Origin of the sequence: Aeromonas sp. FDAARGOS 1405, from assembly GCF_019048265.1 — a bacterium.
GTDB classification, from domain to species: Bacteria; Pseudomonadota; Gammaproteobacteria; order Enterobacterales; family Aeromonadaceae; genus Aeromonas; species Aeromonas veronii_A.
Genome location: NZ_CP077311.1, coordinates 257,246 through 272,721 on the forward strand (window position 1 = coordinate 257,246; position 15,476 = coordinate 272,721).

A 15,476-nucleotide genomic window follows, 5' to 3' on the forward strand; every position below is an offset into this window, starting at 1 on the left:
TGTTTTCACCTCCGTTTTCCCATACCAAACAAATGGTTGGCTGAGAAATATGAAAGAAATGGTCGCTGGCCGGAAGAATTCCGGTCAGCCACTTAAAAACAGTCGGAAAAGTGTGATACAACAAACAGAATTTTTTAAAGGAAACCTGTCATGACCGAGTTGCAACAGATCATTGAAGCGGCCTTCGAGCGCCGCGACACCATTACCCCGAGCACTGTGGACAGCGCTACCAAATCCGCCATCCTGCAAGTCATCGAGCTGCTGGACTCCGGCAAGGCCCGGGTTGCCGAGAAGATCGCCGGTGAGTGGGTTGTTCATCAGTGGCTGAAGAAGGCGGTACTGCTCTCGTTCCGTATCAACGACAACGGCATCATCAAGGGCGACGACGCCCAATATTACGACAAGGTTCCCCTCAAGTTCTCCAACTACACCGAAGAGCAGTTCAAGGCTGCCGGTGTACGCGTGGTACCGCCGGCGACCGCTCGCAAAGGCTCCTTCATCGCGCCCAACACTGTGCTGATGCCCTCCTACGTCAATATCGGCGCCTACGTTGACGAAGGCACCATGGTCGACACCTGGGCCACCGTGGGCTCCTGCGCCCAGATCGGTAAAAACGTGCACCTTTCCGGCGGCGTCGGCATTGGTGGCGTATTGGAGCCGCTGCAGGCAAACCCCACCATCATCGAAGACAACTGCTTTATCGGTGCTCGCTCCGAAGTGGTTGAAGGGGTGATCGTCGAGGAAGGTTCCGTCATCTCCATGGGCGTCTTCATCGGCCAGTCCACCCGAATCTATGACCGCGAAACCGGCGAGATCCACTACGGCCGCGTACCGGCTGGCTCCGTAGTCGTCTCCGGCTCCCTGCCATCCAAATGCGGCAAATACAGCCTCTACGCGGCGGTGATCGTCAAGAAGGTCGATGCCAAGACTCGCGCCAAAGTCGGCATCAACGCCCTGCTGCGCTCCATCGACGAGTAATCAGCATTGCTGTGATGAAAAAGGGCGCCTTATGGCGCCCTTTTGATTTTGGCGCCCCTGTCACATGCAAGCCATGAGGCATCGGTTAAGATGGATGGGACAGGATCGTTTCAAACCGAGGAAGCCTGATGTACGAGAATCTGAAGAGCCTGGGGATCCAGGATCCCACCTCCGTCGACAGCTATACCCTGCGCCAGGAGGCCAACCACGACATCCTCAAGATCTACTTCAAGAAGCAGAAGGGCGAGTTCTTCGCCAAGAGTGTCAAATTCAAGTATCCCCGCCAGCGCAAGACCATGCTGGTCGACTCCGGTACCCATGAGTACAAGGATGTCACCGAGATCAACGCCAACCTCAAATACGTGGTAGATGAACTCGACAGCCTGACCCAGGGTATCCATCTGCAGGCCGATCCGGACATCAAACAGAAGATCCTGCGCGACCTGCGCCATCTGGAAAAAGTGGTGCAGAACAAGATCAGCGAAATCGAGCGGGATCTCGAGAAACTCTAGCCACACCGATTCGACAAAAGAGCGCCCTGGTGGCGCTCTTTTTATTACTGCAGCCTGCACTAACCAGCCGCCAAGTTACCGCCTCCGACGCAAGTCATTTACCAGCGGACAAAAAGAAGAGGGAGGCATGCGCCTCCCTCTTCCAGAACCTGATGTCAGGCAACTGAATTAGTTGCTCTTCATCCAGATATCCATATCGGTTTTCAGGTTGTCGGACTTGGTGCCAAAGATGGCTTGTACGCCAGAACCTGCTACAACCACACCGGCAGCACCCAGTTTCTTCAGACCAGCCTGGTCAACCTTGGCAACATCTTTCACACCAACACGCAGACGGGTGATGCAGGCATCCAGAGAAGCGATGTTCTCTTTACCACCGAAGGCGGCAACCAGAGCAGCAGACATCTCGTCTTTGCCTTGGCCAACAGCCTCTTCAGCAGTCTCGTCTTCACGACCCGGGGTTTTCAGGTTCATGGCACGGATAACGAAGCTGAATACGACGTAGTAGATAGCCGCGTAAACCAGACCCAGACCAACCAGCAGCAGCATGTTGTCGGCACGCGGTGATTGCACCACGAAGTCGATGAAGCCGTTGGAGAAGGTGTGACCGTGTACGATACCCAGAGAGTTGGTCAGCACATAAGCCAGACCAGCCAGTACAGCGTGGATTGCGTACAGAACCGGAGCGATGAACAGGAAGGAGAACTCGATCGGCTCGGTGATACCGGTCAGGAAAGAGGTCAGGGCTGCAGAGGCCATGATACCAACGATCTTGGCGCGGTTTTCCGGCTTGGCAGCGTGAGCAATGGCGAACGCAGCAGCAGGCAGACCGAACATTTTGAACAGGTAGCCACCAGCCAGCTGACCAAAACCGTTACCGGCAGCGCGGGACGCGTCATCAGCAGTCAGGAAGCAGGTCATGATACCGTGAACAGTTTCACCGGCACCGTTGACGCAGGTACCAGCCTGATAGAAGAACGGTACGTTCCAGATGTGGTGCAGACCGAACGGGATCAGGGAGCGCTCAACCACGCCGTAGATACCGAAGGCCAGTACCGGGTTCTGGTTGGCAGCCCAGTCAGAGAAGGCACCGATGGCGCCACCCACTGGCGGCCAAATCACGGACAGGATCACACCCAGACCGATGGAGAGGAAACCGGTGATGATGGGTACGGCACGTTTGCCCGCGAAGAAGCCCAGGTACTCTGGCAGCTGGATCTTGTAGAAACGGTTGAACGCCCAGGCAGCGATACCACCGGCCAGGATACCACCCAGCACGCCGGTTTCGATGGTTTCAACACCCATCACAGGTGCCATGACCTTCAGGGTTGCGACCATGATGCCATAGCCAACGATGGCTGACAGACCGGATACACCGTCGTTATTGGTAAAGCCAAGAGCAACACCCACTGCGAACAGCAGGGCCATCTGGCCAAATACAGAACCACCGGCTTGCTCCATCAATTGGGAGACAATTTCCGGCATCCAGCTGAAGTGGGCAGCACCCACCCCCAGCAGAATACCTGCGACTGGCAAGACTGATACTGGCAGCATCAGCGCCTTACCAACCTTTTGCAGATTAGAGAAAGCATTTTTGAACATTGTGTGCGCTCCTGAATGGATTGTCGTCCCTGAACGATCTATCTGGATGAAATAAGCACTGATTCATTCAGATATCTTCGAGTCGGGCTTGTTTATTTTGACCATCAGAATATAACCCAGCGGGTCATAAATTGCTGCTTTCGAAGACGGGGGAATATTGAATTTGGAGGGAAGATCACAACTTGTTTAGCGGCTAAAAAGCTCATCTAATGTGAGTTAATAATCTGCATTATCACTCTATTATAAAAACATATAAATAGCAGTTTCACTTTGTATTTTAATAATGCCATTTATATCAGATGGAAACCCATTGTAACTCAATGTAACGGCGTGATTTTTATTTATTACAGTCTACCGATTAAAAAGGCCTCCAACAAGGGAGGCCTCAATAAATATATCTGACCAGCAAAGGGGCGTATTATTCTATTTTTGCGAGCGCTTGACCGCATCAATAAACACGCTTTTTGCCTTAGTTGAACCAGCCCGCTCGGCCTCGTTCACCAGCTTCATCGCCTTGTCGATATCCCCCGCCTTGACCGCTTTTTCGATCTGGCTCTGGTAGAAGGCTTCTGTTTCACTCAGCATGGCAGGAGCAGGTTTGGCTGCGACCGCAGCTGTTGCAGTTGTGGTAACGGCTGCAGTCGTCGCTATCGCGGCAACCTGCTGACCCTGGCTCATGGCCACCTTGTCGGCATATTCGGGTTTGAATACCGCTTCAAGGCCACTCCCACGGGCCATATCTTTGACTTTGATCTGCACCAAACCCCAAGGAGAGTGCGGGATCACAGGATCCTTGATATCAGGCTCAACGGTACCATTAGCACGGGCAAACGCTTTTGATGGATGCAGGATTGTTGTGCTGCCAGAGAGTTGGTCCGCAGGCGCATAGACGATCATGTATGTTTCGCTGGCCGGGTTGCCAGGCATGCTGCGGTCAACAAAGAGACGCCCTTCGATACGGTCGTTATCGAGCAGGTGAGCAGGCTGATAACTGAATACTGACTCACCCAGTACACGGGTCACCTTGAACTCGGCATCCAGCATAATGACCTTGGGCACCATCACGGTTTTGCTCACCTGTGATGCCAGGCTGATCGCCAGATTGCCGGTGTTGGTCGGCAGGCGATAAGCCGCAAAGTAACTCATTCCCTCATCAAACTGAAAAGTGGGTTGCTTGCCATCGATGGCAAGCAAGGTCTCACCTTCAGGCAAGGGGGCATAACTGAAATCTTTAAACGCCACACAGCAGCTTGAGGCTTTGGCCAACGCTTGCTTGGCTTGATCTGCATCGCTCAAGATCGAGCCATGTTCTTGCAGGGGAACAACCATGTTTCCGGCACAACCGGTTAATAGCGCAGTGATTACGGCTGCAATAGACATCTTTACCCGTTTCATTTTTCTGATCTCCATAATCCGGTGGCCGTGATCCGGCGAAACAAAACTGCCCCCATAAGGGGGCAGTCACTAACTTAACTTAAACTTTTGCTTACCACCAAGCTTCCGCTTGAACACCGAACTGGTAGGTGTCTTTGGAGGTATTGCCTTCGAAGACTTTCTTGTCTTCGTCGTTAGCCAGGTAGGAGGCGAACACACGAATTTCCGGACGGGCCCAGAAGCTGGAGCCAGCAGACCAGGCTTGAGCCAGAGTCAGCTTGTAGCCAGCATCTTTGTCTTCGCTGCCATTGGTAGACTTGTTGTTGTCCTTGAAGTAACCGCCTTCAAAGATGGTCTTGTTGAAGTCATCCCACTTGTACATCGGACGGATAACAGCAGACATAGTTTCATACTTGTCGTTGCCATCCCACATTTCGTTGCCTACACCGTAGACCAGCTGGTGACCCATCTCCCAAGAGTTGCCCATCGGCACCACACCCCAGTTGATGATACGGAAACCATCGGCACCGTCTTTCGCTTCAGCACCGTACCAGGAACCATCACCGTAGAAAGCCATGGTCTTGGAGTAACCTTCAGTACCGTATTGCAGCACGGTTTTGTTGAAACCGCCGAGGATACCTGCGGTCAGTTCAGCAGTGAGCATCACGCCGTCTTGCGGATTCTTTTTCAGTGCTTTCTGATCGTTGGTCTCATTGACCAGAGCGTAATCCACGCCCAGCTCCAGGGACGCGTCGGTCCACAGCGGAATGCCGGCATAACGCAGATCCAGAGTATTGACGTTCAGATCTTCATTCTTCTGATAGGTCGGGTTACCGTTGGCATCCACACCGGTTTGGGTGTACTGGCCAAACACATCAGCAGCGCTGCGATCGTTACGTACCCATGCGAAAGAAACTTTACCCGGACCAGCCTGGATGCCTTCGATACCAGCACCAGCACCAGAGATGTTCCAGTAGTAGAAGTCGGAGATGTGGATGTCATGGCGTTGATAGTAACGCTTACCAGCCCACAAGGTTGCTTCAGGAGCAAAGTTCAGCAAACCTTTGGCTTGTACGTTGAACTGACGCAGAGCGAAGTCGGAATCACCATTGCACTGCTTGGCATCGAAGTTACAAACAGTACCGGTACCTTCCCAGTCATTTGAACCGTTGGAAGCCATGGCAAACATGGAATCAACATAGAAAGTCTTGCCATCTTTGTTGAACACTTCCTGACCCAGTTGCACTTCACCGTAGGTATCATTTTCGTTACCCAGACGGCCAACTTTATTGACGTTGTATTTAACCATGTCGCCGTCGCCGGAAACACCGACACCGGAACGGAAGTAACCGTGGAAATCTACGGCAAAGGCGGCTTGGGAAGCCAGGGCGGCAGTAACAGCTGCTGCAATCGGGAGCCACTTCATTTTCATTGTCATATTCCTTATTTCCCGCAGTGAGGAGTGTGATCCTGAATATTCAACGTTTTATCACCACGTAATCCTGTTGGTGATAATCGAGGTTGATTATAGGGAGCGTATTTCGCGACAAATATGAAGCGACTCACAAAATGGCGACAAATCGCTCGGCGAGCTATCGCGGCGACAATGACAAGTAAAGAAACGCCAAAACAGGAAATAAAAAACCAATAAATGAAGACAACCAGCAATGTGAACCAACATGAAAGCGTTATCATTGATTAATTTGCGATAGAACCAAAGTCATTATTTTACGATCGGATGACAAAAACATGACTGAGATCGCTTTCAAGATTGAACTTTTATTTGGAGAACGGGTCTGCGGTGCGCTTGAAACCATTACGCCGATGGAATGCCAAAAGGGGAAAATATCCCTCCGCCACTATCGACAATAAGAGTGGGAAATATGCTTGCTGAGTGAGATGACATTTGTGCAAATAACAATCCCCTGCCGGTTAAGGATCAGGGGATTGATATGGCTCTTATTCAGAGAATATTCAGGGCTGAATATCCCACTTTTTCAGCCAGATGAGTGCCACCTGTTCGGGTTCATCGTCCACGGTGGCATCCAGCTCCAGCGGGGGCATCACTCGCGTGGCGCCCAGCTCTTGCAGCAACCCGTCCAGCCGACGGCCCGCGCCACAAAAATGGTCATAGCTGCTGTCCCCCATGGCAATCAGGGCATACCGCAATCCCTTGAGCCAGGGCGCCTTGTCAGCCAGCTCGCTGGCAAAGGGCTGCAGATTGGGTGGAATGTCCCCCTGCCCGGTGGTGGCACTGACCAGCAATAAAAAACGGCCGGGGTCGATGTCCGCCAGCCGTGCTTCTTCGTGCAGAGAACAGTGATGCCCCTTGCGTTCCAGCTCATCTGCCAAGGTCTCGGCCACCAGCATAGCTGCGCCATAGACAGTGCCTACCACGATATCGATCTGCGCCATTCTCCTCTCCCTGCTTGAGTCACTCTTTTGAGCAACTCTATCAGCAAGCTGGCGTCAGATGCCACCGGTTCAGGGCTGAGGATCAGGCGCTTAGTAGTCGCTCTCGCTGGCGGGCCAACCCAGCTCGGCAAACAGGCGCAACACATCCTGACCGAGCGGAGCCTGGATCCGCATCGGCACCTTGAGCACCGGATGGGTAAAGCTCAGGGTGCGGGCCACCAGCAGCAGCCGCTCGCAACCGAAGTGCTCGCGAAAGAAACGGTTGTGGCGGCCATCCCCGTGGGTGGTATCCCCGACGATGGGGTGGAACAGGTGATCCATATGGCGGCGCAGCTGATGCTTGCGGCCGGTCTTCGGGAACAATCTGACCAAACTGTAGCGACTGGTGGGGTGCTTCTTGGAGACCGCGTGGGGCAGCTCGACCTGATGCAGGCGCCGGAAGGTGGTGACGGCATCCTGCGCCGGACGATCCGGGTTGCTCATGGCATCGGCAATCTTGTCCAGCTGCTCCTTGAGGGGATAGTCGATCACCCCCTGCTCGGGTGCCCAACCGCGCACCAATGCCAGATACTCCTTGTGCACCTGACGCTGGGTAAAGGCTTCGGTCAACGCGCGGGCAATCACCGGATCGAGCGCAAACAGCAGCACGCCGGAGGTGGGACGGTCGAGGCGATGCACCGGATAGACATGGCGACCACCGATGAGATCCCGGGTCATCTGCATGGCAAAACGGGTCTCGCCCTTGTCGAGCCAGCTGCGGTGCACCAGCAGACCGGACGGCTTGTTGACCGCCACCAGCCACTCATCCTGATAGAGCAGGGTCAGCTTCAGGTCGCTCTCTTCTCGAGTTTGCGCTGGCATCATTGTTCGATCACTTTGCCGGAAAGCAGCAGATCGAAGCGGGCGATCAGGCGCAGCAACGCTTCTGCCTCGGCCAGATCTTCTTTGTAGACTTCGCTGGCCATGGGATAGAGGGAGACGCTGGTGGGCAGCGGCGCCTGCAACATCACCAACTGCTCCATGCGCGGGATCAGCACGAACTGCAGCCACTGATCAAAGCTCAGGGTATCGACACAAAAAGGCAGGGTGCTTGCCAGGGCTTCGTCACCGGGATGGTCAGCTTGCCAGCGCTCAAGGCGCTGCAACTCGGCGGTGAGTTCCCCCAACAGGCCAGCTACCAGCAAATATTGATTCATCTCGCTCTCTTCCTCATAACCACAGATTGATCCGCTGACCCGACAGGGTCAGCCAGGATGCCTATACATTCGGTCGCGCAGCACCGGCGATTAAGCCTGCTCGTCGACATACACGGCAGCCAGCGCGGCCTGCCGACTTTAAAAAAGGGCGATACTATACACCTCCCCCCGCATGGCTGCCATGTTGATATCTGCCGCAACGCGCGTCTGCTGCCACTGGCTATCCTCGGCAAGGGCCTTATAATCGGCCCGCATCACCATTAGCCGGATCTCACCATGTCTATGACGCCTACTGCCATCAATACCTTGACCGAATTTCTGACTCAGGCTGGCACCCAGTTCCAGCTGTTTGACATGGGCCGCCAGGTGCGGCCACTGGCAAGCGACACCTTTGTCCGCATCGAACAGCAGCAAGAGCCCTATCCCTGGCCGCTGCAACAGCACGCCTGGCTCGGTGTGCACTTCTTCCAGCCGAGCGAGTCTCGCCACTACCTCTGGTTCCTCAAATTCGCCCTCGATGAGCGCGGCCTGCTGATGTCAAATGGCCCCAAGCTGTTCATGGATCAGGTGGTGGAGACCCTGGGCTACAAGCTCACCGGCGATCTGGATGAAGAGAAAGCCCAGCGCTTGGCCGACAATCCCTACACCTTCCGCCCGGCGGAGGCAAAAATGGCCAGTCTGCACGCCAAGCTGGCGCGCCAGCTGGAGCAGGCCCCTTCTGCCTATTACGATGCCCTCTGCCACTATCTGGCCGCCCCCAACGACACCGGTTGGCAGACGCTGGGGCTGCAGGGCTTTGCCGACCTTGCGGAGCGGCTGCATGATGAGCGCAATCTGGCGCTGATCTGCAAGGCGCTGCCCAAACTGCCGCAAGAGCCGCTCTATGCACTCTGCCAGAGCCTTGAAAACGCCCCGCTGCCGCCAGCAGTACAAGGCGCCCTGCTTGAGCGGATCGGCAAGGAGCAGGAGTGCGCCGCCCCCAACCCGGAGACCCTGGCCTACCTCTGCCGCGCCATGGCCTCCTGCCCCGGCAGCACGCTGCGCACCAACAAGCTGCTGACCCTGCTGCAAACCCAGCCGAGCCCTGCGCTGCTGCTCGCCATCGCTGGTCGACTCTGGCCCGATCTGAAAGATGCCAATCTGCTCAGCCACTATCTGGAACAACTGGCACTGCAACCGACCCAGTTCTTCAATCAGGTTTTTGCCGAGTTGGTCACTTTACCGGCCCTGCGCAATGATATGCTGGCCAGACTGCGAGACCCCGAGCGCAGCGATGCGCTGGGCAAGGCCATCGGCCGTCTGTTTGCCTCGGCCTGATCCCTCGCCTCCCCCTCACGCCACGAGGCAACACGGCGGAAAATAGAAAAGGAGATCGGGAGTGCCGAGCAGGACTCCCGGTTATCGACATCACGATAAGGAAGCCCGCCTATGGGAGAGATGCTCGGAATTTTGTTGCTGATTGCGATTGCCGGCCTGTTCTGGCTGCAACGCCAACAGGCAGAAGTGGCCTGGCAATACATGCGCCGCTACTGCCAGCACCATGATCTGCAACTGCTGTCGCTGGCCCGCCATCGGCGGGAGCTGGCGCATAATCCCCTGCGGCTACTGACCCACTATCAGTTTGAATTCTCCAGCGATGGCGAGAGCCACTATCAGGGCACCCTCAAGATGCAGGGGCTGCACGTCGTGGGCGTTGATCTGCCACCCCATCGCATACCCTCTGCCTGATCCCCAATCTCGTCTCTGCGCCCGATGGCTGTGCCTGTCTATAATCTCAGGGATTAAACAAAGGGAGAGACGAGATGGAACCCCTTGTCCACGATCTGCCAGCCCTGTTTGCCCAGCTCGGGATGGCCAACGACGAGCTGAGCCTGCACCGCTTTGTGCACGACCATCACCTCGACAATGAAACCCTGTTGCCGGAGGCCGGTTTCTGGAACGCCGCCCAAGCCAGCTTTCTGCGCGATGCCCTGTGGAACGACTCCGACTGGTGCGAAGCGATCGACCAGCTCGATGTGATGCTGCGCCAGCCCCGCTAGCCGCCCTCCCCTTTCCTCCCCTGTCGGCTTTGGTTAAGATCCCGCCCCGATATCGATCCCTCCTTCTCACCCAGAGCATGCTTATGTCCGCCCACGAGATCATCCGAATTGCCAACGAGCTGGCCGCCAAGGGCCTGACGCCCACTACCGCCATGATCAAGGCCCGCCTCACCCAGCCTGTGCCGATGGCCGAGCTGCTGAAAGTGCTGAGCCAGTGGAAGCAGCAGCCCGTCGCTACCTCCGAGAGCGAGAGCCTGCCCGAAGCGGCACCCCAGCCAGCACCGCCGCTCACCCTGCAGCAACTCGCCGAGCAGCTCGCGCGCATCGAACAGAAGGTGGATCGCCTGACCGATCTGCTCATCCAGCAGGGGCAAAGCTGAACCATGTATATCGTCGAACTCTGCTTTGAGTGTTACCGCGATACCTCCCTTGGCGAAGCCGAGCGGGCCATCGTCAACTACCTCGACATGTTGCGTTATCAGGGTCAGATCCTCGGGCGGGAGTTCCCCACCAGCATGCACGACGGCTATTTCGTCAGTCGGGTGGTCTGCCCAGAGCAGGATAGTTTGCATCCGGACAACCAGAGCGAGCAGGTCAAGCTGGCCGAGCATCAGCTCAACCAGGCCGGGCTGCTGGCGCCTAAACTCCAGCTGCAGGGGGCGGACCTGCTCTCCGACAGCACCGACCCTTGCGGCCAGCAGGGCGAGCGGCCGAGCTGGATGCTGCTCTATACCAGCTTCCTGCACACCTGCTCGCCGCTGCGCTGTGGCGACCACTTCGCCCCCATTCCGCTCTACCAACTACCCGCGGTCGCCAACGGCGATCAGAAACAGATCATCAAGTGGCAAGAGGATTGGGAGGCGTGCGATCAGTTGCAGATGAACGGCTCTATCGCCGAACATGCGGCACTGCACGAAATCGGCGAAGTGGGCAGCCGCCTCTACCGGCGCGGCAGCGATCTGGCCAAACGGCTGGAAGTGCTGAGCGGCATCCCCACCTACTACTACCTCTACCGGGTAGGCGGGCTGAGTGCCGCCGACGAGAAAGCGCGCCCCTGCCCAAGCTGTGGCGGTGAGTGGGCGCTGGCAGCGCCGCTGCACGAGATCTTCGACTTCAAGTGCGACAGCTGCCGTCTGGTCTCCAACCTCTCCTGGGATTTCAAGGATTAAGCGCGTTCCCTGTACGCAACCCCATAAAAAAGAGCCTTGCCGCATGGCAAGGCTCTTTTCATTCCGATGGGTAACCTTGGCTCGAGCAGGTGCTATTGCGGCAACGTCTCCAGCCGCTCCAGAAACGCAGGTAAGGAGGGAGCCAACGGCAGCCGACGGCCGGAATCGAGCCACTCCAGCCACACCTGACCACTCTCGTTATCCAGCGAGATGAGCGTCATCTCGTTGCGGGTGGTGGCAATAAAGATGGAGGGGGTTCGTTTTAGCTTGCGCAGCATCAGCAGGTGACCGATGAGGTTCTCCTTGAGCAGGTCGAGATCCGCCTCGTTCCACGGCAGGATCAGTTCAAGGCGCAGCCCCTTGAAAAGGCAGGGGATGGGGCGGCTGAACCAGTGTCCGAACAGGGCGATAGCGCTGGGATGAATTGTCAGCTCGAGGGCATCGGCCATGGCTGTAAAATCGGCGGGTTCGGGGCGATGGTGAGGACGCCAGGCAACCCGACCATCGGCAGGCTCGCCAAGCTGGCAGGGGGAACGCCAGTCCGCCTCCCACTCGCACAGGGGCAGGCCTCGTCTGGCCTCGCCATCCCGTTGCCAGCGGGCAAAAAAGTGCTCCAGGGCAGACAAAACTTGATCCGACATCGAAAATCCCCACAATTGCTGGCAAAGTCCGCTATTGCACCACCAAACCCGGTAACAGACAAGGTTGCCAGCCGACCTTGCGACCCGGGAAACAGAACCCGGGATACAGAGAGGCCGACGCCCAAGCCAAGCGGCTGCAACCATCCGGCCCTGCAATGGCCCGTTTCATTCCACTCATCATGAGCACATTACGTGAGCAACCCTGTGAGCAAACAAGATAGATACGCCGGGGCCAGCGCCCTGACCGGCCTGAGCCTGGGCCAGCAATCCGATTACATCAGCCAGTACACCCCCTCCCTGCTGCAGCCGGTTCCACGTAGCCTGAACCGGGATGATCTCCAGCTGGGCGATGACCTGCCCTTTAGCGGTTGCGATGTCTGGACCCTCTATGAGCTCTCCTGGCTCAATGCCAAGGGCAAGCCGATGGTGGCGGTGGGTGAAGTGGCCATTCCGGCCACCAGTGCGAACCTGATCGAATCCAAATCCTTCAAGCTCTACCTCAACTCCTTCAACCAGACCCGTTGCGACTCTATCGAGGCAGTCGCCGCCATGCTGACCAAGGATCTGAGTGCCTGTGCCGGTGAGACCGTCAAGGTGACCCTGTTCCCCCTCGACAAGGCGCCGCACCAGATTGCCCTGCTGCCCGGCGAGTGCATTGATGAGCAGGATATCGAGGTAGACCATTACGAGTTTGATGCGTCCCTGCTGCAAGGGGCGGTCGGCAGCGAGCAGGTTGAAGAGACTCTGCACAGCCACCTGCTCAAATCCAACTGCCTGGTCACCAGCCAGCCCGACTGGGGCTCCGTGGTAATCCGCTACAAGGGGCCGAAACTCGATCGGGAGAAGCTGCTGCGCTACCTCATCTCGTTCCGCCAACACAACGAGTTCCACGAGCAGTGCATCGAGCGGATCTTTATCGACCTCAAGCACTATTGCCAGCCTGAGCAGTTGACCGTCTATGCACGCTATACCCGCCGCGGCGGCCTCGACATCAACCCGTTCCGCTCCGATTTCGAAGCCGTGCCAACCAACCTGCGTCTGATCCGTCAATAAGAGCAGACGTTGATAAAGGGCTTCCCGGTATCACACCACAGCGCCCTGCTATCTCAACCCTGCTGGCGCCTTGATGCATCCGGCTACAAAGGAGCCTGAGCACACCATCAGTAAACGCTGGACTCGCAGGGGTGGGCTTGGATAACATGCCAACACCTCTGCGCCGTCCTTAATCCAATGAATCAACTGTTTTTTCTGGCTATGATGATGTCTTCTCTGTCCGCTCCAAATCTGGATCTGGACAAGGAGCAACTATCCCTGGATCTGCAACAGGCCCAATCACTGGTGCTGACCGACCCTGCCAGATGTGTTCAGATCACCTCCGCCTTTCTGACGCGTGCGGCCAATAATCCCCAGCAAATCATCAGTAATCGTCAGGAGTTCGGCTATCGCGAGCCTCTGCTCAGCTACAGCACCGTTTCGCAAACCATCGGAGCACACCTGCTTGAAGGGGAGTGCCGAATCCAGCTTGGCCAATATCAAGCTACCCAGCAAACCCTCGACAAGGCGATGGAGCTGGCGGAGAGAGAGCGCCAACCCGAACTCAAGGCCCACGCCCTCTATCTCAAAATCCGTAGCCAGGGGCTAAGGCAAGATGGCCAGAACAACAGCCGTATCCTGCTGGAACAATTGGACGAACAGCTGGCCCGTCCCGACCTCAAACAGAGCCAGTTACAGATCTATAGCCGCCTGCAACGCACCAGCTACGAGATTGAAAATCAGCATCTTGAAGACGCCAAGACCCATCTGGCGGATGCAAGGATCTGGGCTGCCAAAGCCGCCAATCCTCTTGCCAGCGCCTGGGTCAGCGCCATCAGCGGCGACCTTTATCGTGTGCTGCAACAACCCCAGCTGGCATTGGGTGAATATATCGATGCCCAGCAGCAGGCCAAGAATCTCAACGACCCGCTCTTTCTCGGCTTGCTCTCCAACCAGATAGTCAAACTCTATCAGCAAGAGCAGGAGCCCCAGAAAGCGCTGCAATATGCCAATGAAGCGGCCAACTATTTTCACTCCATCGGCAATCCGTCACTGCTATGCGACTCACTTATCGTGCTGGCCCGACTCAACCGTGATCAGGGCGATCTCAACATGGCGCTGGTCTACTTCTTCAATGCGCTGGACTTGCTCGATGAGGGAAGCAGTCGGCCGCAGGCCTCTCTGCTCAAGTACGAGATTGGCAAAACCTATCTGCAAAGCGGTAACCTCTCGCTGGCCGGCAACTACCTCAATGCAGCCCGGCAGTCCCACGAGTTGGGCGATGCCAAAGAGCCGCTGATCGATACCCTGCTGTTGCTCGGCGAGCTCTATCTGAAGAAGCAGGAGGCGGCCATCGCCATCCTGCAGCTGGAAAATGCCCGGGCACTGGCCAATCAGGTAGGCGACACTCGCCGCCAGTACGAAGTATTCCGCCTGTTGTCACTTGCGTATGAGCAGAAGGGATACCTGCACCAGGCCCTCGACAGCTACAAGCGCTTCCATCGTTTGGGAGAAGAGGTTCGCCAGCAGGAAATTGATCAGGAGCAGGCTGCGATCCGCGACAACTATGTCCAGGTTGAACGGGTACAACACATCAAGGAGCTGGAGCAGCAGCTTAACAACAGCCAGCACCAGCAGGAGCGCTATCTCTGGTCGAGCATTACCACCAGCCTGCTGCTGGCGCTCTTCATCTACCTCTTCTTCACCCTCTGGCTCAAATTGCGTACCGCCCGTCTGCAACTGAAACGCACTGGCGAGGCCCTGCTGATCGAACCCCGTTCCGGACTTGCCAACTGGCAGCGGCTGATGAATCGCTGGCCACGAGAGATGGCAAAACGCCAGCTGAAATCGGAGCGCTGGTATCTGAGCGAAGAGCACAGCGAATTCGATGACAAGCTGCACTACCTGTTGTTCAGGGTGCCCTTTATGGTCAATACCCTCGAGCGCCACGGCTATCAGGTCAGCCGTGAAATCGAGCAGGCGTTCGGCATCTATATGGATACCCTGACCCCGCAAGATGGCCGTATCTATGACTTGCGGGAAGGGCACATGCTCTACGTTGTGCCGCAGCGCCACGTGACCAACCTGCATCAACTTGCGGGAGACCTGCTAACCGCAATCGCCGCCTTCCCTTGCCAATACGAGCTTGATCGCCAGATAAGCCTGGGGATTGTCAGCCACCCCTTCCTGCCCAAGGCGGCGACCGCGCTCGATCACAATGGCCTGTTCGACCTCTGCTATCTCGCCCTTTCGGGAGCCATTCAGCTCAGTGAAAAATACCGGCAAAACGCCTGGTTGGAGCTCGCCGCCATCGATTGCCAGCAGGCTGCATTTTTTAATGGGGATGTGTGGCAATGCGGCTTGATGGCAATTGACAAGGGGCTGGTAAAAGTCAATTCTTCTCATGAAAAGCAATGGGTTAACTGGCCCAGCCTCGCAAGGATGCAAGCTGCTGAAGGCCAGCCGGCAAATAATAGATAACAGACGACACTCAACCTCGGGTTCGGCCACTGTTGCTATC

The 15,476-nt window shown here is 56.4% G+C and carries 16 protein-coding genes; 9 read left to right on the top strand and 7 right to left on the bottom strand.

The features are described from left to right. The first annotated feature begins 150 nt into the window (after positions 1-150). Both dapD and I6L35_RS01190 read left to right on the top strand, forming a co-directional pair. A complete protein-coding gene (dapD, locus tag I6L35_RS01185; protein ID WP_033116099.1) occupies positions 151-978 on the top strand; it encodes a 2,3,4,5-tetrahydropyridine-2,6-dicarboxylate N-succinyltransferase in 828 nt (275 codons plus the stop codon). A 128-nt stretch (positions 979-1,106) separates the two neighbouring features. Then, positions 1,107-1,490, top strand: coding sequence for a DUF3461 family protein (locus I6L35_RS01190; protein WP_005343775.1), 384 nt, complete (start codon positions 1,107-1,109; stop codon positions 1,488-1,490). Between the two features lie 168 nt (positions 1,491-1,658). Here the strand turns inward: I6L35_RS01190 and ptsG are convergent, their stop codons facing one another. From ptsG to I6L35_RS01220, 6 genes are all read right to left on the bottom strand, one after another. Beyond that, entirely contained in the window at positions 1,659-3,089 is a 1,431-nt protein-coding gene (gene ptsG, locus I6L35_RS01195; RefSeq protein WP_005338586.1) for a PTS glucose transporter subunit IIBC, read from the bottom strand. A 423-nt stretch (positions 3,090-3,512) separates the two neighbouring features. Further along, entirely contained in the window at positions 3,513-4,484 is a 972-nt protein-coding gene (locus I6L35_RS01200; protein WP_216979326.1) for a MalM family protein, read from the bottom strand. 91 nt (positions 4,485-4,575) lie between these two features. After that, entirely contained in the window at positions 4,576-5,895 is a 1,320-nt protein-coding gene (locus I6L35_RS01205; RefSeq protein ID WP_288728294.1) for a maltoporin, read from the bottom strand. A 542-nt stretch (positions 5,896-6,437) separates the two neighbouring features. Beyond that, a complete protein-coding gene (locus I6L35_RS01210; RefSeq protein WP_216979328.1) occupies positions 6,438-6,878 on the bottom strand; it encodes a flavodoxin in 441 nt (146 codons plus the stop codon). Positions 6,879-6,968: 90 nt separating this feature from the next. Continuing rightward, a complete protein-coding gene (gene truC / locus I6L35_RS01215) occupies positions 6,969-7,742 on the bottom strand; it encodes a tRNA pseudouridine(65) synthase TruC (RefSeq protein WP_019445213.1) in 774 nt (257 codons plus the stop codon). Further along, on the bottom strand, positions 7,739-8,074 hold the full coding sequence (locus I6L35_RS01220) for a YqcC family protein (protein ID WP_005338596.1): 336 nt from the start codon (positions 8,072-8,074) through the stop codon (positions 7,739-7,741). Before I6L35_RS01220 ends, truC begins: the two co-directional genes overlap by 4 nt. Positions 8,075-8,350: 276 nt before the next feature. On the opposite strand from I6L35_RS01220, the gene I6L35_RS01225 reads away from it, so the two are divergent. The 5 genes from I6L35_RS01225 to I6L35_RS01245 all read left to right on the top strand — a co-directional run bounded on the left by I6L35_RS01225 (position 8,351) and on the right by I6L35_RS01245 (position 11,282). Then, positions 8,351-9,391 carry a DUF3549 family protein gene (locus I6L35_RS01225; protein WP_216979329.1) on the top strand — a complete coding sequence of 347 codons (1,041 nt, stop codon included), beginning with the start codon at positions 8,351-8,353 and terminating at the stop codon, positions 9,389-9,391. A gap of 111 nt (positions 9,392-9,502) precedes the next feature. Beyond that, positions 9,503-9,802, top strand: coding sequence for a DUF3301 domain-containing protein (locus I6L35_RS01230; protein ID WP_005349738.1), 300 nt, complete (start codon positions 9,503-9,505; stop codon positions 9,800-9,802). 74 nt (positions 9,803-9,876) lie between these two features. Further along, positions 9,877-10,113: a DUF2789 family protein gene (locus tag I6L35_RS01235; protein WP_005338602.1), complete on the top strand. Its 237-nt coding sequence runs from the start codon at positions 9,877-9,879 to the stop codon at positions 10,111-10,113. A gap of 83 nt (positions 10,114-10,196) precedes the next feature. Beyond that, on the top strand, positions 10,197-10,493 hold the full coding sequence (locus tag I6L35_RS01240; RefSeq protein ID WP_216979330.1) for a DNA-binding protein: 297 nt from the start codon (positions 10,197-10,199) through the stop codon (positions 10,491-10,493). A gap of 3 nt (positions 10,494-10,496) precedes the next feature. Beyond that, the gene (locus tag I6L35_RS01245; protein ID WP_216979331.1) at positions 10,497-11,282 is read left to right on the top strand and encodes a Zn-ribbon-containing protein; all 786 of its coding nucleotides are present in this window, start codon (positions 10,497-10,499) and stop codon (positions 11,280-11,282) included. Between the two features lie 92 nt (positions 11,283-11,374). Here the strand turns inward: I6L35_RS01245 and syd are convergent, their stop codons facing one another. Next, positions 11,375-11,923, bottom strand: a complete 549-nt coding sequence (gene syd / locus I6L35_RS01250; RefSeq protein WP_201909933.1) for a SecY-interacting protein — start codon at positions 11,921-11,923, stop codon at positions 11,375-11,377. A 204-nt stretch (positions 11,924-12,127) separates the two neighbouring features. Here syd and queF point away from each other — a divergent pair, with 204 nt between their 5' ends. Together queF and I6L35_RS01260 are read left to right on the top strand one after the other, a co-directional pair. Continuing rightward, positions 12,128-12,976 (top strand): NADPH-dependent 7-cyano-7-deazaguanine reductase QueF, encoded by an 849-nt coding sequence (gene queF, locus I6L35_RS01255; protein ID WP_216979332.1) that lies wholly within the window; start codon positions 12,128-12,130, stop codon positions 12,974-12,976. Between the two features lie 177 nt (positions 12,977-13,153). Further along, a complete protein-coding gene (locus I6L35_RS01260; RefSeq protein ID WP_216951893.1) occupies positions 13,154-15,436 on the top strand; it encodes a hypothetical protein in 2,283 nt (760 codons plus the stop codon). Positions 15,437-15,476: the final 40 nt, after the last annotated feature.

Excerpts from the sequence above, each read along its gene's own strand:
- dapD (WP_033116099.1), top strand. The coding sequence starts at position 151 with ATGACCGAGTTGCAACAGATCATTGAAGCGGCCTTCGAGCGCCGCGAC.
- I6L35_RS01190 (WP_005343775.1), top strand. The coding sequence starts at position 1,107 with ATGTACGAGAATCTGAAGAGCCTGGGGATCCAGGATCCCACCTCCGTC.
- ptsG (WP_005338586.1), bottom strand. The coding sequence starts at position 3,089 with ATGTTCAAAAATGCTTTCTCTAATCTGCAAAAGGTTGGTAAGGCGCTG.
- I6L35_RS01200 (WP_216979326.1), bottom strand. The coding sequence starts at position 4,484 with ATGAAACGGGTAAAGATGTCTATTGCAGCCGTAATCACTGCGCTATTA.
- I6L35_RS01205 (WP_288728294.1), bottom strand. The coding sequence starts at position 5,895 with ATGAAAATGAAGTGGCTCCCGATTGCAGCAGCTGTTACTGCCGCCCTG.
- I6L35_RS01210 (WP_216979328.1), bottom strand. The coding sequence starts at position 6,878 with ATGGCGCAGATCGATATCGTGGTAGGCACTGTCTATGGCGCAGCTATG.
- truC (WP_019445213.1), bottom strand. The coding sequence starts at position 7,742 with ATGATGCCAGCGCAAACTCGAGAAGAGAGCGACCTGAAGCTGACCCTG.
- I6L35_RS01220 (WP_005338596.1), bottom strand. The coding sequence starts at position 8,074 with ATGAATCAATATTTGCTGGTAGCTGGCCTGTTGGGGGAACTCACCGCC.
- I6L35_RS01225 (WP_216979329.1), top strand. The coding sequence starts at position 8,351 with ATGTCTATGACGCCTACTGCCATCAATACCTTGACCGAATTTCTGACT.
- I6L35_RS01230 (WP_005349738.1), top strand. The coding sequence starts at position 9,503 with ATGGGAGAGATGCTCGGAATTTTGTTGCTGATTGCGATTGCCGGCCTG.
- I6L35_RS01235 (WP_005338602.1), top strand. The coding sequence starts at position 9,877 with ATGGAACCCCTTGTCCACGATCTGCCAGCCCTGTTTGCCCAGCTCGGG.
- I6L35_RS01240 (WP_216979330.1), top strand. The coding sequence starts at position 10,197 with ATGTCCGCCCACGAGATCATCCGAATTGCCAACGAGCTGGCCGCCAAG.
- I6L35_RS01245 (WP_216979331.1), top strand. The coding sequence starts at position 10,497 with ATGTATATCGTCGAACTCTGCTTTGAGTGTTACCGCGATACCTCCCTT.
- syd (WP_201909933.1), bottom strand. The coding sequence starts at position 11,923 with ATGTCGGATCAAGTTTTGTCTGCCCTGGAGCACTTTTTTGCCCGCTGG.
- I6L35_RS01260 (WP_216951893.1), top strand. The coding sequence starts at position 13,154 with ATGAATCAACTGTTTTTTCTGGCTATGATGATGTCTTCTCTGTCCGCT.